The sequence below is a fragment of the Mesorhizobium sp. C432A genome (assembly GCF_030323145.1).
Taxonomy (GTDB): domain Bacteria; phylum Pseudomonadota; class Alphaproteobacteria; order Rhizobiales; family Rhizobiaceae; genus Mesorhizobium.
Window position 1 is genome coordinate 4,289,828 of record NZ_CP100470.1, and the last position, 18,856, is coordinate 4,308,683.

The window sequence follows — 18,856 nt, forward strand, 5'->3', positions numbered from 1 at the left end:
GGGGATAATTCCATGGCAGAGCAAGGCTGGGCAATGAAAGGAGAGCTCGTACTCTCCTGCAATTGCACGGTTTTTGTCCTTGCGTACTGTCGCTTGGCAGCCATCCGCCGACGGAGGGTTATTGCCAGACCTGGGCGGGCTTCCGCATCGACGCAGGCCATTTCGGCGAGGTCGACCTGTCCGGCCTCAATCTCGGTCTGGTCATGGAAATCCCAGGCTATATGAGCCGCGGCAACTGGACCGCAGGCCTGTTCATCGACAAGCAAGCCTCCGTCTATGCGGTGAAAGCGCTGACCAGGATCTTCACCGGGAAGGCCGGCGGAACCACCGCGCTGTTGTCGATCCTTGTCGGCAAGTTCCTCGGCGTCGAGCAGGTGCCGATCACCTACGAGACGCGTGACAAGACCCGTATTTTCCAGATACCGAAGATCATCGACGGGGCGGTCACACCGATTCCCGGCAAGGATCGCGAGAAGGATACCGTGATCGGCAACTCGGAATACTGGATCGCGCCGGAGATCATCGTGGCCAGGTCCGATAAGAGCAAGATGCGGGCTTTCGGCCGCAACTGGAACTTTGCCGGCCGCTCGGCCGAAATCTGCAAACTGGATTGGCGGGGCCCGTGAGCAAGAACACAACGGCCAGAAACGCCGCCAAAAAGATCACCGACCGGATACCCAGGCCGAAGAAAAAGGTCACCTGGCCGCAGGCGCGGGCATTCTCGGTGCATCTGTTGACCGCGTCTGGCTCGTTCCTGGCTTTCCTGTCGCTGGTGGCGGCAAGCGAGCAACGCTGGACGGCGATGTTCTGGTGGCTGGGGTTGGCGCTGTTCGTCGACGGCATAGACGGGCCGATCGCGCGCAAGCTCGAGGTCAAGGAGATTTTGCCGACCTGGTCGGGCGAGCTCCTCGACAACATCATCGACTATGTCACTTACGTGCTGATCCCGGCCTTCGCACTCTACCAGCGCGGCTTCATGGGCGAAGGGCTGTCGTTCCTGTCGGCGGCCATCATCGTGGTGTCCAGCGCCATCTATTATGCCGACACCGGAATGAAGACGAAGGAGAACTTCTTCAAAGGCTTTCCGGTGGTCTGGAACATGGTCGTGTTCACGCTGTTCGTCATCGAGCCCGGACAGTGGGTGTCCTTCGGCGTCGTCGTGGCGGCCGGCATCCTGACCTTCGTGCCGATCAACTTCATCCATCCCGTGCGGGTGGTGCGGCTGCGGCCAATCAATCTTGGCATGACGCTGCTCTGGTGCGCTTTCGGTGCGCTGGCGCTGGCGCAGGCGGCCCTTGCCGCCTTCTACGACCAGATCGGCGTTTTGGGCGAACAGGTCGGCGTCTTTACCAAGGTCGGCATCACCATCACCGGACTTTACCTCGCCTGCATCGGCGGTATCATGCAGTTCTTCCCCAAACTCGGCGCCAAGCCGGACACTAAGAAAGCCTGACCGCAGGAAAGCCCACAAATGTCCAAAGCAATCCGTATCCACGCCCATGGCGGTCCGGAAGTCCTGACCTATGAAGACGCCGATCCGGGGCAACCCGGCGCCGGGCAGATCCTGGTCAGGCACACCGCGATCGGCCTCAATTTCATCGATGTCTATCACCGCATCGGCCTCTATCCGCCGCCCGGCGGCTTCCCGCTGATCCCGGGCGGCGAGGCGGCAGGTGTGGTTCTCGAGGTCGGCGCAGGCATCGACTGGCTGAAGCCGGGCGACCGCATCGCCTATGCCGTCAATGTCGGTGCCTATGCCGAACAGCGCATTGTCGCCGCCGACCGCGTGGTCAAGGTACCGGACCGCATCAGCGACGAACAGGCCGCCGGCATGATGCTTAAAGGCATGACGGCGGAGTATCTGTTGCGCCGGACCTTCAAGGTGAAGGCAGGCGACACCATCCTGTTTCATGCCGCCGCCGGCGGCGTCGGGCTGATCCTGGGACAATGGGCAAAACATCTCGGCGCCACCGTGATCGGCACGGCAAGCTCAACCGACAAGATCGAGCTCGCCAAGGCGCATGGCTTCGACCATGTCATCAACTACAAGGAGCAGGATTTCGTCGCCGGCGTCGCCGCCATCACCGGCGGCAAGAAATGTGACGTCGTCTACGATTCGGTCGGCAACGACACATTCCCGGCCTCGCTCGACTGTCTGAAGCCGCTCGGCATGTTCGTCTCTTTCGGTCAGTCCTCTGGACCGATCCCGCCATTTTCGATGTCGGTGCTGGCGCAGAAGGGCTCGCTGTTCGCTACCAGGCCGACGCTGTTCGTCTACAACGCCAAGCGTGAAGACCTCGAAATCTCCGCCGCGGCATTGTTCGATGTGGTGTTGAGCGGCGCGGTCGAGATCAAGATCAACCAGCGCTATGCGCTGAAGGACGCCGGCAAGGCGCAAGCCGATCTCGAAGGGCGCAAGACCACGGGTACGACAATACTGATCCCCTGACGGAGGTTTGCCTTCCTTTCAGTGCTTTGCCGCGGCGCCCAGGCACTGTTTGCACGAAAAACCGGTCGGTCGGTTTGTTGTGCGAAACGGGTCTATCTTTACCCCTTGAGTTTCCGCTGAAATTCTTGAAGCTCTTTCAAGGTGGGTGCTGCTTTCGCACGAGAGCGGCCAGCGCATACGATGTTGGCGGGAACACAGAACATGTCCGGGAACCGGATGGGAGGCACTGTGAGTGCAGATCATGATGGAGCGAACCTGCTTGAGGTTCGTGGCCTGACCAAGATATTCGGCACGCTGACGGCGTGCGATCATATCGACCTCAACATCGCCAAGGGCGAGATCCACGCGCTGCTTGGCGAAAACGGCGCCGGCAAGTCGACGCTGGTCAAGATGCTGTTCGGCTCGCTGGAGCCCAATTCCGGCGAGATATTCTGGAACGGGGAAGCGGTGCGGATCACCAGTCCGGGCATGGCGAAGAAGCTCGGCATCGGCATGGTGTTTCAGCACTTTTCGCTGTTCGAGGCGCTGACCGCGGCCGAGAATATCGCTCTGTCTCTGGATGACGGCTCACCGATCAGCTCGATCGCGGCCAAGGCGAGGGCGCTTTCCTTCAGCTATGGCCTGCCGCTCGATCCGGACTCGCTGGTCGGCGATCTCTCGGTCGGCGAACGCCAGCGCATCGAGATCATCCGCTGCCTGTTGCAGACGCCGCAGCTCATCATCCTCGACGAGCCGACCTCGGTGCTGACGCCGCAGGAAGCCGACAAGCTGTTCGAGACGCTGGAGCGCCTGCGCTCCGAGGGCAAATCCATCCTCTACATTTCGCACCGGCTGGAAGAGGTCAAACGCATTTGCGACCGCGCGACCGTGCTGCGTCACGGCAAGGTCGTCGGCCATTGCAATCCGCGCGAGGAAACGGCTTCGTCGCTGGCCCGCATGATGGTCGGCAACGAGGTGAAGGCCGTGGTGCGTGCGCCGGCCGAAGGCATCGAGACCGCGCAGCCGCTGCTCGAAATCCGCGCCCTCAGCCGCAAGCCGGCAACGCCGTTTTCGATTCCGCTGAAGAATATCAACCTCACTGTGCGCGCCGGCGAGGTGATCGGCATTGCCGGTGTCGCCGGCAACGGCCAGGGCGAGTTCTTCGAATCCGTCTCCGGCGAGGTGCTGCAGCAGGACGCCGCATCCGTGCGCATCCGCGGCAAGGATGCCGGCTCGCTCTCGATCACAGGCCGGCGGCTGATGGGCGCTGCCTTCGTGCCGGAAGAACGCCTCGGCCATGGCGCGGCGCCACGCATGAAGCTTTCGGAAAACCTGCTTCTGTCGCGGCACGCCACCGACGGCAAGGTTTTTGTCGGCGCCGGCGGCGCCGTCAAAAGCGGTGCGGTCTATGCCGCCGCCCAGCGCATCATCGTGGCGATGGATGTGCGCAAGAGCGCGCCCGATCCGGAAGCTGCGGCCCTTTCGGGCGGCAATTTGCAGAAATTCATCGTCGGTCGCGAACTCGACCGCAGCCCTGCCGTCATGGTCGTCAACCAGCCGACCTGGGGCGTCGACGCCGGTGCCGCCGCCCACATCCGCCAGGCGCTGATCGAACTGGCGCGCAGCGGCTCGGCAGTTCTGGTCATCAGCCAGGACCTCGATGAGCTGTTCGAGATTTCGGACGCGATCGCGGTCATGCACAATGGCGAATTGTCCAAACCGCTGCCGATCGCCGAGGCAACTTTCGAAAAGGTCGGTCTGTTGATGGGCGGCGCCGAGCCTGGCCACGCCGAACATGGTCTGGAGACGGCATGATGCGCCTCGAACTCGTCAAACGCCCGCAGCGCTCTATGCTCTTTTCGGCGCTGTCGCCCTTCATCGCCTTCGCCCTAACGATCATCGCCGGCGCGGTTCTGTTCGCGCTGCTCGGCGTCAACCCGCTGAGCGCATTCGAGATCTATTTCATCGAGCCGATCAGCCAGGTCTGGCAGCTGCATGAGCTGGCGATCAAGGCCGCGCCGTTGATCCTGATCGCGGTCGGCCTGTCGGTCTGTTACAAGGCCAACATCTGGAACATCGGCGCTGAGGGACAGTTCATCCTCGGCGGCATTTTCGGCTCGGCCATTCCGGTGCTGTTTCCCGGGTTCGAAGGCCCGCTGGTGCTGCCGCTGATGCTGTTGTTCGGCATGGTCGGCGGTGCCGCCTATGCAGCAATCCCGGCTCTCTTGAAGACGCGCTTCGGCACCAACGAAATCCTGACCAGCCTGATGCTGGTCTATGTCGCCCAGCTTTTCCTCGACTGGCTGGTGCGCGGCCCTTGGCGCGATCCACAGGGCCACGGTTTCCCGCAGACGATCCAGTTCAATGACTCGGCGGTCCTGCCGGAACTGATGCCGGATGCCGGCCGCGCCAATTGGGGTTTTGTCTTCGCGCTTGTTGCAGCCGTGCTGATCTGGGTGCTGATGAGCCGCCTGCTCAAGGGTTTTGAGGTCCGCGTGCTCGGCTCCAGCCCGAGGGCAGGGCGCTTCGCCGGTTTCGGCCTCAACCGCATGGTGTTCTTCGCCTTCCTGCTGTCAGGCGCGCTGGCTGGGCTTGCCGGCATTTCGGAAGTCTCCGGCGCCATCGGCCAGCTCCAGCCGGTGATCTCGCCCGGCTACGGCTTCACCGCCATTATTGTCGCGTTCCTCGGCCGGCTCAATCCGCTCGGCATCGTCGCCGCCGGCCTGGTGCTGGCGTTGACCTATCTCGGCGGCGAGGCGGTGCAGAGCGCGCTCGGCATTTCCGACAAAGTGGCACGCGTGTTCCAGGGCATGCTTTTGTTCTTCGTGCTCGGCTGCGACACGCTCATCCACTATCGCATCCGTCTGGTCGGCATGGCGCTGACGAAAAGCGCGGCGAAGCTTGAAGCCGCGCCGAAGTTGAAGGAAGCCCGCTGATGGACATCGCCGTCAACATCCTTTTGACCATCGCCACGGCGGCGACGCCGCTTTTAATAGCGGCCATCGGCGAACTGGTGGTCGAGCGCTCCGGCGTGCTCAACCTCGGCGTCGAAGGCATGATGATCATGGGCGCCGTCGGCGGCTTCGGAGCCGGCTATCTCACGGGATCGCCCTGGATGGGCCTGTTGGCGGCAATTGCCATGGGCGCGGTGTTCTCGCTGCTGTTTGCGGTGATGACGCTGTCGCTCGCCACCAATCAGGTGGCGACCGGCCTGTCGTTGACGCTGCTCGGCCTCGGCCTTTCCGGCATGATGGGGACCAGCTTCGTCGGCCAGCCCGGCGAGCGGCTGCCAAACCTCTACGTTCCGGTGCTCACCGACATTCCCGTGGTCGGCAGGCTGTTGTTCGGCCAGGACCCGATCTTCTACATCTCGATCGCGCTGACGGCGGCCGTCATGTGGTTCCTGTTCAAGACCCGCACCGGCCTCACTCTGCGCTCGATCGGCGACAGCCACACATCGGCGCATGCGCTCGGCATCAAGGTCATCCGCTACCGCTATCTCGCGGTCATCTTCGGCGGCGCCTGCGCCGGCCTTGCCGGCGGCCATCTGTCGCTGGTCTACACGCCGCAATGGGTAGAGAACATGAGCGCGGGCCGCGGCTGGATCGCGCTGGCGCTGGTCGTCTTCGCCTCCTGGCGGCCGTGGCGCGTGCTCGCCGGCGCCTACATCTTCGGCGCGGTGTGGATCGGCCAGCTTCATGCACAGGCATTTGGCATTCCGGTGCCTTCGCAGCTGCTTTCTTCTCTGCCCTATCTGGCAACCGTCGTGGTTCTCGTTCTAATCTCGCGCAACAAGCGTCTGACGATGATGAACACGCCGGCTTCCTTGGGGCAGCCATTCGTTCCGGATCGTTGAAAACAAAAACAAACGGGAAGCTCCAAGGCTAAACTCAGAGAGGTAACACAATGAAAAAACTGCTTATCGCGTTGATGACCACGACCGCCGCCATGTCACTGGCGGCGTCGGCGCAGGCCGCCGACAAGTTGAAGGCATGCTGGGTCTACACCGGCCCGATCGGCGATTTCGGCTATTCCTACCAGCACGACCAAGGCCGCCTCGAGGTGGAGAAGGCGCTCGGCGACAAGGTCGAAACCGCCTATCTCGAGAACGTCTCGGAAGGTCCCGATGCCGACCGCGCTTTCGAGCGTCTGGCGCGCGAAGGCTGCAAGATCATCTTCGGCACCTCTTTCGGCTTCATGGACCCGGAAGTGAAGGTCGCCAAGAAGTTCCCCAAAGTGATGTTCGAGCACGCCACCGGCTACAAGACCGCTGACAATCTCGGCATCTACAATGCGCGCTTCTATGAAGGCCGCTACGTGCTCGGCCAGATCGCCGCCAAGGAATCGAAGGCAGGGGTCGCCGGCTATATCGTTTCTTTCCCGATCCCCGAAGTGGTGATGGGCATCAACTCCTTCATGCTCGGCGCGCAGTCGGTCAACCCGAACTTCAAGGCCAAGATCGTCTGGGTGAACTCCTGGTTCGATCCGGGCAAGGAAGCCGACGCGGCCAAGGCGCTGTTCGACCAGGGCGCCGACATCATCGTCCAGCACACCGATTCCACTGCGGCACTGCAGGTGGCGGAAGAGCGCAAGCTGCACGGCTTCGGCCAGTCCTCCGACATGATCAAGTTCGCGCCGAACGCGCAGCTGACCTCGCTGACAGACGAATGGGGGCCGTATTACATCAGCCGCGTTCAGGCGGCGCTCGACGGCACCTGGAAGCCTGACAATGTCTGGCTCGGCATCAAGGACGGCGCCGTCAAGCTGGCGCCCTTCACCAACATGCCGGACGATGTGAAGGCGATGGCCGAGGCAACCGCCAAGAAAATCGCAGATGGCTGGAACCCCTTCACCGGACCGGTCGCCAAGCAGGACGGCACGCCGTGGCTCAAGGACGGCGAAGTAGCCGACGACGGCACGCTGCTCGGCATGAACTTCTATGTGAAGGGCGTCGACGACAAGTTGCCGCAGTAAGTATCGGAAACGCAAAAGAGAAGGGGCGCCGCCCGGCGCCCTTTTTCACTTCGCGGGCTGCACGCTTCGACCGCGAAACCGCGCCGAGGGCTGTGCCAAAAATCCGAGGGCGCCGGGAGGCGCCCTTTTTGGTATTTTTCTAAACCGCCGAGCCGTAAAGGTCGTAGACGTCGGCGCGGTCGATCTTGACCGTGACGATGTCGCCTTGGCGCAGCGGGCGGCGCGACTGGATATGCACCGAACCGTCGATCTCGGGCGCGTCGTATTTTGTCCGGCCCTTGGCAGACGTGCCATGCGCCTCGTCGATCAGCACCGGCAGGCGCTTGCCGACCTTCTTGGCCAGCTGCGTCGCCGAGATCTTCTGCTGGCGCTGCATGAAGCGATGCCAGCGCGCTTCCTTGATCTCCTGCGGCACCTGTTCGAGGCCGAGATCGTTGGAGCGGGCGCCGCGGACCGGCTCGTATTTAAAGCAGCCGGCGCGATCGATCCTGGCCTCGTCCAGCCAGTCGAGCAGCATCTCGAAATCCTCGTCGGTCTCGCCGGGGAAACCGACGATGAAGGTCGAGCGTATCGCCAGATCCGGGCACACCTCGCGCCAGCCGCGAATGCGCTCCAGCGTCTTTTCGCCATGCGCGGGCCGACGCATGTTCTTCAGCACCTGCGGCGAGGCGTGCTGGAAGGGGATGTCCAGATAGGGAAGGATTTTTCCATCCGCCATTAGCGGGATGACATCGGCGACATGCGGGTAGGGGTAGACATAGTGCATGCGTACCCAGATGCCGAGCTTGCCGAGCTCCTCCGACAGGTCGAGGAATTTCGCCCGCACTTCGCGGTCGCCGAACATCGACGTCTGGTACTTGATGTCGATGCCGTAGGCGCTGGTGTCCTGCGAGATGACCAGCAGTTCCTTGACGCCGGCCTTGGCCAGCTTCTCGGCCTCGCGCAGCACATCGGCCGCCGGGCGCGAGACGAGGTCGCCGCGCAGCGCCGGAATGATGCAGAAGGTGCAGCGGTTGTTGCAGCCTTCGGAAATCTTGAGATAGGCGTAGTGGCGCGGCGTCAGCTTGACGCCTTGCGGCGGCAGAAGGTCGATATACGGATCGTGGCTGGGCGGCGCCGCCTCATGCACCGCGGCCATCACGCTCTCATAGGCCTGCGGGCCGGTGATGGCGAGGACGTTGGGGTGCTTCTCTCGTATGACGTCCGGCTCGGCGCCGAGGCAGCCGGTGACGATCACCCGGCCGTTTTCCGAAAGCGCCGAACCAATGGCGTTGAGCGATTCGTCGCGGGCCGAATCGAGAAAGCCGCAGGTGTTGACGACGACCAGGTCCGCGCCGTCATGCTTGCGCGCGATCTCATAGCCTTCGGCGCGCAGGCGCGTGATGATGCGCTCGGAATCCACAAGCGCCTTCGGGCATCCAAGGCTGACGAAACTGACGCGAGGCGCAGACATGAGAAAACATTCCGGGTTTTTTCGGGATCGGCGGCCAGTACCACACTTATTGCGGCATTGGTATGGGCAGCGGCTGCGGCGAACGCGACCACTGCCTCCGGCAGATACCCGTACTATACAGAAGCTGTAGGACCGGCAGCGTCAGCTCACCACAGGACTGACATGCGGCCAGACCTCGACAAGGCCGCGATAGACCATATCGATCGCGACGTAGAGAATGATCAGCAGGCCGACATAGGCGATCCAGCGGTGGCGATGCAGCAGCTTGGCAATGAAGCTCGCGGCCAAGCCCATCAAGGCAATCGACAGCACCAGGCCTATGACAAGCACGGGAAAATGATCGCGCGCCGCACCGGCGACCGCCAGCACATTGTCCAGCGACATCGAAACATCGGCGACGACGATCTGCAGGGCCGCCTGGCCGAGCGTCTTGCGCGGCGCCTTGCCGCCCACCGTTCTGTCGCTGTTGAGGTCGGAATCGGACAGCGCCTCGGTCGCCTCGAACTCGTCGGCATGCGACGTCCGCAGCTCGCGCCACATCTTCCAGCACACCCACAACAAAAGGATGCCGCCGGCCAGCAGCAGGCCGACAATGGCAAGAAGCTTGACGGTGACGGCGGCAAACAGGATGCGCAGCACAGTCGCCGCCAAAACGCCGATCAGGATGGCTTTCTTGCGCTGCTCGACCGGCAGGCCGGCGGCGGCAAGGCCGATGACGATGGCATTGTCGCCGGCAAGCACCAGATCGATGGCGATGACCTGGAGGAGGGCCGTCATGCTTGCAGCGCTGAAAATGTCCATCGACCGGAGCCCCTTGCTGTATCGGCGTGTTCGTCGTCGGATATGCCGACGCCCTAACGTGTATGGTTCCCGCGCGTCAAGAGACTGCCGGCGCAATTCCAGGAAAAGTGCGTAGCGGTTTTCCGTCCGGAATCATGCAAAAACAAAGAGTTAGAGTGGGTCAGCTGCTCTGTAAAAAGCTGAACCGCTCTAACGGCCGACGCTGAAAGCCACGGGAATAGGGAAGGTCGTTCTGCCAGAGAGAATTCTGGTCGCAGCGAATTCAGTCGTAGAGATTGTACTTCGCCCAGTCGGCTTCCGGAATCTCGTCGCCGATGCGGTAACGGAACTGCAGGACCTCCATATGGTCAGGCGCCGTCTCGCATTTGAACTTCAGCCGGTACCACTGCCCCTTGCTGCGGAAGGCAGCGCCCGGGCTGCGGATGGCATCGGCCTTCATTTCCGGCGTCGCGAAGGCGTAGGCGACGACGCGGTCTGCCTTGTACTTGTGGTCGTCATGGCTGATGCGGTCGAGCACTTCGGCGTCGCATCTCTGCTCCAGCCGGGTCTCCGGGTCGAGTTTCAGCAGGCCGGCGCGCAGGGCGGCGTCCATCGCGTGGGCGGGCCAGGCCAGCGTCACCGAGGCCAGCGCCGCAAGGAATAGTTTTTTCATGGGCGGGAGAACGACCATAACTCGCGTGAAAAATCAACCGGAGTGCCATTTTGGGGCAGCCGGATATGCGCGGAAATCGCCGTTGGCCGGGCAGGGTGTTTTGACGCAGCCGCTTTGATACGTCGCCGGCGCCATTCTTATTTGTCCGGGCTGCCATGCACCGATTGCCTGTTTCGCCGTCTTTGCGCTTCTCGCGATCGCGGCACCCACCGCCACGGCCGCAAGGCGATATAGACAGCGAGGAAGGCTCTTTGTGCAAGGCCGGCCTCGCTGTGCCAGACCTCCCTTATCCCCGCCGCCCGCAAGGCCCTTCGTTGGGTGCTGTTGCGGTCCCAGCGCCGGCTGATGCTGCCCGCCCGGTAGTATTTGTGGCAGAGCACTTGCGGCACGCGGACAAAGCCGCCGAGCAGCGACAGATGCAGAAGCCAGGTCCAGTCGGCGCTGAATTCGCCTTGGCTGTTGGGCTTGATCCCGCCGCTACGGTGGAACGCCCAGGCCCTGAATATCCCACGATTGGGAACCCACCATCCATGCGGCTGGCGCGCCATCGCCCGGCCACGCGCAAAACCGTCCTGCAAGCCCTCCAGCAGGTCGAACTTCCACGTGGCACTTTCGCCGCTGACTTCGATCACTTCGACGTCGCTGAACGACAGTACGGCCGCGGGATTGGCATCGAGCGCCCGCACCAGCGCCTCGATATAGGTTGGATCGATGACGTCGTCATGGAAGGCAAAGAACATCAATTCGCCGCTGGCATTGGCCATCAGATCGTTGGAGTTCTTCAGCCATCCCAGGTTTTTGTCCCGGCGGAGGATACGGACATCGTCGCGGCCGCCGGCGAAGGCTGAAACGATCTCGAATGTCGCGTCGGTCGAATTGTCCTCCCCGACCAGGATCTCGATATTGTCCCAGGTCTGCGCGGCGAGGCTGTCCAGCGTACGCGAAATGAATGCCGCCGAATTGTAGCATGGCACCAGCGCCGTGACCTTCGGCCGCCAGCCGGATCGAAGCTGGACTTGTTTCTGCGCTACCTGCTTCGCGCCGCCCTGTTCTGTCTCACCCATTCACTCGATCCCGCAGATTTGCCGCGCCAGCCTGTCGGCAAGCCACGGCGCCGTCGAATATTTACCTGTGTCGACCGAGATGTAGTTGCCCAGGCGGTTGACCCCGAATTGGTCGCGGCGATGGATCGTGGCTTTCGGGTCGCTGAGCGAACCACGCCCTTGCGCAAACACGAAGCCGCCGCGTACCTCAAGCTCCTCGGCATCGTCGAACATGCTGGAAACACTGGGCAACAACCGGGCGAGCGTGGCGCGAACGTTGCCGATGAACCGCTGTCGTGCGTCGGCATCGAGCGCTTGCGGCGTTTCGATCGACAATTCGCCACTCTCCGCAAGCAACCCGCTCGGGTACCAGGAGAGATAGAAGTTGCGCCCGTCATAGTTTTTTATGTCGCCGAACGGGCCAAGGGCGACGACCGCGCACGGCACATCGACAGGCTGGCTGGTGCGGCCGAACAGGCAAAGCCTGTAGCGGTGCGACCATCCGGGAACCGGCTCGATGCCGGCCGTGCGGTCGACAGCCAGCCGCCCCTCCCAAAGGCAATTGACGACGATGTCGAACGCCTCACTTTTTTCGCTTGCGACCGCCACGCGCCATTTCCTGTCAATTCCGTCCACCGGCTGTGCCGACAGGACTTTGGACGCCATCCGCAAGCTGATATTGGGTTCACCCCGAAGCGCCGCGCAAAGCCGGTCGGCAACCCATCGCGTGTTGACGGATCGCTCCGGCACCTGGAAGCCCCCGACGATCTGGTCCGAGTTGGTGACATCGGCCAATTCAGTTTTGGAAAGCCGATTCGATCGCGCCGCCGATACGTCGGCAAGGTAGCTGGTGGCGTCAGCGTGGCTGCGCACCAATACATCCACACGTTCAAAGATCGCCCCCAGCGCCTCGGCAGCGACGATCGAGTTGCGATGGACCAGATAAAGGTCTTCCGAAAAGGTCGTGTGCGCTTCCAGATTGCTTCCGATCAGCTCGGAAACAAGCCTGCCGAAACACAGTCCTCCCGAAAGCAGATGCCGGGCGGTCAGCAGCGAGGGATCGTTCCCGTAGAGATAGCCGAGATGAATCTTGCCCTCGTTCCAACGGCTGGCGCAGGCCATCGGCTCGCTCTCCTTGTCGAAGAGGGACACCGCGTAGCCTCTGCGGGCCATCATGAGAGCGAGGCTGGCGCCCATGATGCCGGCGCCGAGAATAGCCATTCTGCCGCGAGGCGCTGTCATGTCCTGGCGCGCATCGCGGCCTCTCCTTTCCCGATGAGTGTCATCAGGGGTTCGATACGTAGTTTTCAGGGTCGTATTCGGTATCGCAGAAAACCAGCAAAGACGGGTTCTCCCCTTCATAGGTCTGCAGCGCCCACACCGGGGCATCGACCAGCACCGCGCGGTTCGATGCGGTGAGCGTCAGCCGTTCGACCTGTTCCTGGTAGCGAAATTCGATGCCGATCTCGCCCGACAGCTGCATCATCAATTGCCGGCCCGAGCCGTGTGCATGTCCGCCCCGCGACGTGCCGCGCGGCGCGGTGACGATGAACGCCCGCACGGCTTGGAAATTGTAACCGCTGAACTCGATAGCGGTCAGCATTCCCCTGGGATCGCTATGTAACGAAGTGGGGATCTCGGTGACCTTGCCGCCAAAGAACGTTCGATGCTGCATAACGTAAGCCCGCCAGATGCCGGTCGAAATTTTACCTCAGACTAGCGCTTATATCAAAAGACAGGGAATACAACCACTTAGGCGGTGTTTGGGAACACTGCAGCGGATCGATGTCGAGCTCGGCCTCAGGCCGATAGGTGCCGACTACCGAAGGTCGCCGCGCCGTCACGACTTCTGAGTCGCGGCCGAAACCACGGCTTAAGACCTTGGTCTGAGCGGTCTAGGACCTTTGAGTTCGGAAGGCCGGCCAGTTCCAAGGAGGGTGATCTACTTCAGCAATTTCAAAGAGTTATGCTGGTTGGCGTTTCGCCGGCCGGCCGCTTCGTTCTCGCAATGAAAACACATCTATATCTAAGTTTACCCTTTGTGTTAGCGATTCCTCATGTTGCCCGCTATAGCGGTTAGTGGCGGTGGCAATCTCGGAGGTAGTTATGACATCCCGAAAGACCCTTTTTGCTGCATTTGCGGTGTTCTCGCTTCTGGTGTCGCCGGCCCTGGCTGCTGCTGGTGGCAACGGCCATGGTAACGGCCATGGCAATGGTAACGGCAATGGCAATAGCGGAGGAAACGGTAATGCTGGCGGCAATGGCGGAGGCGGCGGTTCGGTCGGCAAGTCGGCATCCGCCAAGGGCCAGGCCCCTAAGGGCCAGGTCGCCAAGGCCGCTACCCCTTCTGTGTCCAAGGAAAAGAATATCCATGCCAAGCTCGGCCGGTTGAACTCGCTGCAGCGCAACGCCAACGCCTTTATGCACTCCAAGAGCAAGAACTTCGCTGGCGTGCAGGCTTTTGTGACACAGTCGGCAATAGCCAAGAACGCTCAATCGGCGCTCGATGCTGCTAATCAGGCGGTTACCGACGCCAAAGCGGCGCTCGACGCGCTGAATGCGAAAGCGGCTGACCCGAATACCCTGCCCGAAGATGTCCCGACGCAGGCCGACCTCGATGCAGCACAGGCAGCGCTCGATGACGCCACCCAGGATGCGGCCGCTGCTCAGACCGCCGCCACAGCTGCCGCTGCCAACGTCCCATCGATCGATGCAGCCCTTGCCCAAATGGCCAACAAGCCCGTTGACCCTGAGGTGACAGATTGGGCCAATAGCGTACTTGCCGACAAGATCGACCAAGTAGCCGCCAAGCTGGCGCCGGCCGCGCCTTAAGGCCCTATGCGGCGGCAGCGATCCAATCGACGATAAGCCGTCGGGTCCGCCCGGCGGCTGCACCTTTCTCGCCTATCTGCAGCGTTGGTCCCAATGCAGGTCCGAGATTCTGGTCATGGCTATTTTGCGAAATCTCCAGCCGGGCCGCCGTCCTCAAGGCTGAATTCATGCGTGCTTCGCGCATCTTCATCGACCACACGAAACCAATGCTCCTGAAGCGCTCTAGGCGACACCCTTTGGCCCGTGACCTTCTCTACCGCAGATAACGGATCATCGGCGCTCGTGGCCTGAGTTGAGACACACTCCTCTCCATGCCACTCTTCCACCTGGTACTCTGGCATGCCGGCCTACCTACCGCTCCCCAGAGCCTTCGCTTCCCGCTCCAGCGTCTCGCGTCGGTTGCCGTGCTTCGCGATCAATTCCTTGACCTGCTGCGGGGTGATGCCGGCCTTGGTGGCGAAATACTCGACTTCATAATCCTCATCGGCAGAGACGCGGTCCCAATCGCGGAAGTCCGTCTTCGTTTTGTCGTCGGCCATTTGCTTTGCTCCTGGTTGAATGATCAACCGCAACGTGCAGCCGCAGCCTTTTGTTGCAGCGGAGCCCGGATTTCCGAAACGGTCACATGGGAAAACGGCCCTCAGTCGCAGGAGGTGCTGGTATTGCTGTAACTTTGAACGGAACGGTTCTTCTCCTTGACGGTTGTGACGTGAAGGAGATGCCTCATGTTTGAAAGTGTGATGTGGTTGATCGTCGTTGCTGGTGGGCCACTGTTGCTGGCCCTATTGATGGCATACGTTCTTATGACCCGACGCCACCGTGGTCCTGCAGAACGCATGGAAAGCGACCGAGCGACCAAACGGCTCTATCGCCAGGACGAACGTTGATCCTGAGGCTGGCGCAACGTTTGCGCTCACGCTGGCCCGCTGCCTCGCGGTGGCAGGCTTCTTCGTTTTAGGAAGTTAGGAATAACTTAGGAAAGATTTGGCCCTCTTTGAAAATACAGAGGCAATTCAGCACGGTAGCCAAATATCTGGCGGAGGGAGTGGGATTCGAACCCACGGTGGGCTTGCACCCACGCCGGTTTTCAAGACCGGTGCCTTAAACCGCTCGGCCATCCCTCCAACGTGACTTTTCAATCATCTAGGAACATCAACCGACCCAGTGAACGACAGTTGGTATCGAATGATACCTGTCCTTCCGGACCAGCTTGCGGTTCATTTCTCTAGAGCGTTGCCCATCGCCAAGTCAACCATCGGCGCTGCCATGGATAATAGGGGGTGGCGTTCGTTACCCGAACGGAGCTGCGAACCCGTTTTCGAAGGAGCCGGGATCTAATTACGATCCTTGCTGCCGACCTGCACAAGTTGCAGAAGACCCAGCACGACAAGTGCGAGCAAGGTAGCCAAAGCCGCGATCTGCCAGAACCCGAGCCCAACCGCCAGGCCTATGGCGCCTGCCAGCCACATGCCCGCCCCAGTGGTAAGCCCTTGAACCTCGCCCTTGGAGAAGAAGATCAAGCCGGCGGCCAGAAATGCCACGCCGGCAGTCGTGGCTTCGATCAAGCGGATAGGATCAATGGCGATTTCCTGACCGTCGAAGACGTGAAGGTGAGTAATCTCGATCGTGAGGATGGCAATTAGAGCCGTCGCAACACAGACGAGGATGTGTGTCCTCAATCCGGCCGGCCGGTTGCGCCATTCGCGTTCGATGCCAACGATGGAGCCAAGGACGGCCGCGAGCAAAAGCCTGGCTGAAATTACGGAAAAAGGCAGCCACGTCTGTTGCCCAAAACGTTCAATGAATTCATCCATGAGGCGCAGAACGTATCTCGGGTCGGTCGGTTCCAGGCAGCCGCGCTTCGTGCCATAGATTCACATTCAGACTCCAAGGGCCTGGGCTAGGTCTCGAAGGTTGTGTGCGTCAAGTTCTGCAAAATGGGGCAGCCATGATGCTGGTCATGCGGCTTGGCGCAGAGCGAGCTTCTTGTGCTCGCGCAGGTCGTCCATGTTGATGTATCGGTTGGCCTCCATCCAGTTTTCATTGGTCTCGACGGCCAAGGCCCTGACCAGGCGCAGGCAGCTTTCGGTATTGGGGAAGATGCGCACGACATAGGTGCGCCGGCGGATTTCCTCGTTGAGCCGCTCCAGCATGTTGGTGGATTTGAGATGCTTGTGGTGCTGTCTCGGCAGCCTGAAGAAGGTCAGGGTTTGTTCGATGGCATCCTCGGCCCAGCCTGTCAGGCGCGGATAGCGTGCCGACCATTTGGCAAGCCATGCGGCAAGATCAGCCCTGGCCTCTGCGAGATCGCGCCGGTCGTAGAGCCAGCGCAATTCCTGCAGGCAGTCGTCGCCGTGCTTCCTCGGCAGATGATCGAGCGCGTTCCTGAGGAAGTGCACGTAGCAGCGTTGCCAGGCGGCTTCGGGGATCACCTCGCCGGTCGCTGCCACCAGGCCGGCGTGATCGTCGGACACAACCAACTCGACGCCCTTGAGGCCGCGCGCCTTGAGGCCGACGAGGAAGTCCCTCCAGGCCGAGCGGCTCTCGCGATTGGCCATCTCCACGGCCAGGATCTGGCGCCTTCCGTCCCAGTCGATACCGACCGCGATCAGCACCGCCTGGCTCATGACAACACCGGCTTCACGCACCTTCTCGTAGCGCGCATCGAGGATGAGGTAAGGAAACGGCTCTTGAAGGGGGCGCCTGGCAAAGGCAGCGAGGCTCTCGTCCAGCCGCTTGTTGATGGCCGAGATCGACGAGGCCGAGAAGGCATGGCCGCACAGTTCTTCCGTGATCGCCTTCACCTTGCGGGTCGACACGCCCTGCACATACATCTCCGCCAGTGTCGCCACCAAGGCCCGCTCGGAACGCTGGTAGCGCTCGAACAGCTCGGTGGAGAAGCGCCCGGCCCGGTCCTGCGGAACCCGCAGCTCGAGCTTGCCGACCCGCGTCACAAGGGTGCGGCCTTAATAGCCCGAGCGATAGCCAAGCCGTTCGGGCGTGCGCTCGCTCTTCGAGGCACCCAGCGCCTCGTCCATCTCGGCCTCAAGCACCTCCTGCATCACCGCACGGAGCACTTCGTGCAATCCATCCGGGTTCGAAAGCAAAATGTCTTTGACGGCAGCGCTGGCGGTCTTAACTTCAGTCTTGGTCATGGTGGCGTTCCTTCGCGGGAATCAGGTGACGTGAACAATCACCAGCCTGCCATGACCGCCCCCTCTCAGCGAATTTGCAGAACTCTCAGCACACTACCACCTCGAATGCCTCTCCACAGGCCCGACCGACCCAAGAACTCCGCCACATTCCTGCCCGGTTCCGGACACAATCGATTAATACGCTGATAAACAATTCCTGCGCACAAGGGATGGGGATTGGCGCGTCGCAGGCATTGCTCATCTGGCTCCGCCGAAATTCTAGAAGCGGCGCCTGTGTCGAGACGGTAGGGACATCGGAAAACATGCAGACCACGACGCATCGGCGTCTTCGTCGCGCTCCTGCTTTGGTGTTGTGCGCTCTTTCGGCTGCGTTGCTGGCCGCGTGCGCGTCGCCGCAGTCCGAGCCGAAAGCCATGGTCTACAAGAAGCCTCGCTCGAAGGAATATTTTGCCGAGACCGAATACGGCGTGAAGGCCAGCCCGCGCGTTCAGTACATGCGGCGCGGCGGCGGCCGCGACCAGTTGGGCAAACCCTATCAGGTGCGCGGCAAGTGGTATTACCCCAAGGAAGACAAGCGCTACGCCAAGGTCGGTCTCGCCTCCTGGTATGGCGATGCCTTCCACGGTCGTCTCACAGCCAATGGCGAAGTCTACGACATGACCCATCTGACCGCGGCGCATCCGACCATGCCGCTGCCGAGCTATGCCCGTGTCACCAACACCGAGACCGGAAGCTCGGTCATCGTGCGCGTCAACGACCGCGGCCCCTATCACGAGGGACGCATCATCGATGTCTCGGAACGCGCCGCGCAAATGCTCGACTATGCCAAGGTCGGCACGGCCAGGGTCAAAGTGGAATATATCGGCCGCGCGCCGCTCGACGGCGACGACGACCAATATCTGGTCGCCTCCTATCGCCCGGGCAACAACCGCCCGGACCCGTCCGATGGCTTGCCGACCGGCGTCATGGTGGCGATGAACGGACCTTCGCCGAGCCTATCTGTTGGCGCACCACCTGCCGCAGTGCCGTTTCCTGGTCAGTTGACGAATTCCGACACACAGCCAGTGATGTCGATGCAGGCACCGGGCTCAATCGATGTGACGCTGCCGGAATTCGGGCCGATCGTGCCTCAGCGCCCGGAATCGCCCTTTGCCGTGGCTTCGCTCTCCTATGCGGATGCACGCGTGCAGCGCGCCGACGTCTTTGCAGCACTCGATGACCAGGGCATGTCGCCAGCCGACATCCTGCAATCGTGGAAGAAATCCAACCCGCAGGCATCGCCTGCCGTTTCCGACTATGTCGCCGCCGGATCCTTCGACGATGCCGCCGAGGCAAAGCGGGTGGCTGCGGCTCTCGAACCGTTCGGCAGGACCGAAATCCAGAGCACCGAACTCGACGGCAATGACTGGTACGCGGTCAATCTCTATCCGGATGGCCACGGCAATGTCGACGACCTCTTGCGCGCGGCATGGTCGCATGGCGCGCCGGACGCGCTGGCTGTGCGCAACTGACCAACAA

General features: G+C 61.7%; 17 protein-coding genes, 1 tRNA gene and 2 pseudogenes. 10 read left to right on the forward strand and 10 right to left on the reverse strand.

From position 1 onward, the window contains the following. Positions 1 to 12: 12 nt before the first annotated feature. The 7 genes and pseudogenes from NLY33_RS20860 (at position 13) to NLY33_RS20890 (ending at position 7,402) form a co-directional block, all read left to right on the forward strand. Positions 13 to 626 (forward strand): annotated as a pseudogene (locus NLY33_RS20860) (DUF1326 domain-containing protein). After that, complete coding sequence (pcsA, locus tag NLY33_RS20865) at positions 623 to 1,453, forward strand: phosphatidylcholine synthase (RefSeq protein ID WP_023682522.1); 831 nt, start codon at positions 623 to 625, stop codon at positions 1,451 to 1,453. The pseudogene NLY33_RS20860 and the gene pcsA overlap by 4 nt, the downstream one beginning before the upstream one ends. An 18-nt stretch (positions 1,454 to 1,471) precedes the next feature. Next, on the forward strand, positions 1,472 to 2,449 hold the full coding sequence (locus NLY33_RS20870; protein ID WP_023682523.1) for a quinone oxidoreductase family protein: 978 nt from the start codon (positions 1,472 to 1,474) through the stop codon (positions 2,447 to 2,449). Between the two features lie 216 nt (positions 2,450 to 2,665). After that, a complete protein-coding gene (locus NLY33_RS20875; RefSeq protein ID WP_023682524.1) occupies positions 2,666 to 4,243 on the forward strand; it encodes an ABC transporter ATP-binding protein in 1,578 nt (525 codons plus the stop codon). Next, entirely contained in the window at positions 4,240 to 5,364 is a 1,125-nt protein-coding gene (locus NLY33_RS20880; RefSeq protein WP_031193354.1) for an ABC transporter permease, read from the forward strand. Before NLY33_RS20875 ends, NLY33_RS20880 begins: the two co-directional genes overlap by 4 nt. Beyond that, positions 5,364 to 6,284, forward strand: a complete 921-nt coding sequence (locus NLY33_RS20885) for an ABC transporter permease (protein ID WP_023682526.1) — start codon at positions 5,364 to 5,366, stop codon at positions 6,282 to 6,284. Before NLY33_RS20880 ends, NLY33_RS20885 begins: the two co-directional genes overlap by 1 nt. 50 nt (positions 6,285 to 6,334) lie before the next feature. Further along, positions 6,335 to 7,402, forward strand: a complete 1,068-nt coding sequence (locus tag NLY33_RS20890) for a BMP family ABC transporter substrate-binding protein (RefSeq protein ID WP_023682527.1) — start codon at positions 6,335 to 6,337, stop codon at positions 7,400 to 7,402. Between the two features lie 139 nt (positions 7,403 to 7,541). Here the strand turns inward: NLY33_RS20890 and rimO are convergent, their stop codons facing one another. From rimO to NLY33_RS20920, 6 genes are all read right to left on the reverse strand, one after another. Next, positions 7,542 to 8,855, reverse strand: a complete 1,314-nt coding sequence (gene rimO / locus NLY33_RS20895) for a 30S ribosomal protein S12 methylthiotransferase RimO (protein ID WP_023682528.1) — start codon at positions 8,853 to 8,855, stop codon at positions 7,542 to 7,544. 141 nt (positions 8,856 to 8,996) lie between these two features. Then, positions 8,997 to 9,656 carry a TerC family protein gene (locus NLY33_RS20900; RefSeq protein WP_023682529.1) on the reverse strand — a complete coding sequence of 220 codons (660 nt, stop codon included), beginning with the start codon at positions 9,654 to 9,656 and terminating at the stop codon, positions 8,997 to 8,999. A 262-nt stretch (positions 9,657 to 9,918) separates the two neighbouring features. After that, entirely contained in the window at positions 9,919 to 10,326 is a 408-nt protein-coding gene (locus NLY33_RS20905; RefSeq protein ID WP_032889884.1) for a DUF930 domain-containing protein, read from the reverse strand. Positions 10,327 to 10,445: 119 nt separating this feature from the next. Beyond that, positions 10,446 to 11,372: a glycosyltransferase family 2 protein gene (locus NLY33_RS20910; protein ID WP_023691313.1), complete on the reverse strand. Its 927-nt coding sequence runs from the start codon at positions 11,370 to 11,372 to the stop codon at positions 10,446 to 10,448. Further along, positions 11,373 to 12,713: an FAD-dependent oxidoreductase gene (locus NLY33_RS20915; RefSeq protein ID WP_286438874.1), complete on the reverse strand. Its 1,341-nt coding sequence runs from the start codon at positions 12,711 to 12,713 to the stop codon at positions 11,373 to 11,375. Continuing rightward, a complete protein-coding gene (locus NLY33_RS20920) occupies positions 12,637 to 12,954 on the reverse strand; it encodes a sugar 3,4-ketoisomerase (RefSeq protein WP_050590887.1) in 318 nt (105 codons plus the stop codon). Before NLY33_RS20920 ends, NLY33_RS20915 begins: the two co-directional genes overlap by 77 nt. Before the next feature lie 503 nt (positions 12,955 to 13,457). Between NLY33_RS20920 and NLY33_RS20925 the strand changes: the two genes are divergently transcribed. Continuing rightward, positions 13,458 to 14,183: a hypothetical protein gene (locus NLY33_RS20925; RefSeq protein ID WP_023706818.1), complete on the forward strand. Its 726-nt coding sequence runs from the start codon at positions 13,458 to 13,460 to the stop codon at positions 14,181 to 14,183. A gap of 347 nt (positions 14,184 to 14,530) precedes the next feature. On the opposite strand, the gene NLY33_RS20930 is transcribed toward NLY33_RS20925, so the two are convergent. After that, the gene (locus tag NLY33_RS20930; RefSeq protein WP_023706817.1) at positions 14,531 to 14,722 is read right to left on the reverse strand and encodes a DUF3606 domain-containing protein; all 192 of its coding nucleotides are present in this window, start codon (positions 14,720 to 14,722) and stop codon (positions 14,531 to 14,533) included. A 186-nt stretch (positions 14,723 to 14,908) separates the two neighbouring features. On the opposite strand from NLY33_RS20930, the gene NLY33_RS20935 reads away from it, so the two are divergent. Continuing rightward, the gene (locus NLY33_RS20935) at positions 14,909 to 15,070 is read left to right on the forward strand and encodes a hypothetical protein (protein ID WP_023691300.1); all 162 of its coding nucleotides are present in this window, start codon (positions 14,909 to 14,911) and stop codon (positions 15,068 to 15,070) included. 147 nt (positions 15,071 to 15,217) lie between these two features. Here the strand turns inward: NLY33_RS20935 and NLY33_RS20940 are convergent. The 3 genes and pseudogenes from NLY33_RS20940 to NLY33_RS20950 all read right to left on the reverse strand — a co-directional run bounded on the left by NLY33_RS20940 (position 15,218) and on the right by NLY33_RS20950 (position 17,338). After that, positions 15,218 to 15,307: transfer RNA gene (locus NLY33_RS20940), tRNA-Ser, on the reverse strand. A 210-nt stretch (positions 15,308 to 15,517) separates the two neighbouring features. Then, entirely contained in the window at positions 15,518 to 15,997 is a 480-nt protein-coding gene (locus NLY33_RS20945) for an MgtC/SapB family protein (protein ID WP_027050850.1), read from the reverse strand. A gap of 144 nt (positions 15,998 to 16,141) precedes the next feature. After that, positions 16,142 to 17,338: pseudogene (locus NLY33_RS20950) on the reverse strand (IS256 family transposase). 302 nt (positions 17,339 to 17,640) lie between these two features. Here NLY33_RS20950 and NLY33_RS20955 point away from each other — a divergent pair. Continuing rightward, positions 17,641 to 18,849: a septal ring lytic transglycosylase RlpA family protein gene (locus NLY33_RS20955; RefSeq protein ID WP_023708499.1), complete on the forward strand. Its 1,209-nt coding sequence runs from the start codon at positions 17,641 to 17,643 to the stop codon at positions 18,847 to 18,849. The last annotated feature ends 7 nt before the right edge of the window (positions 18,850 to 18,856 follow it).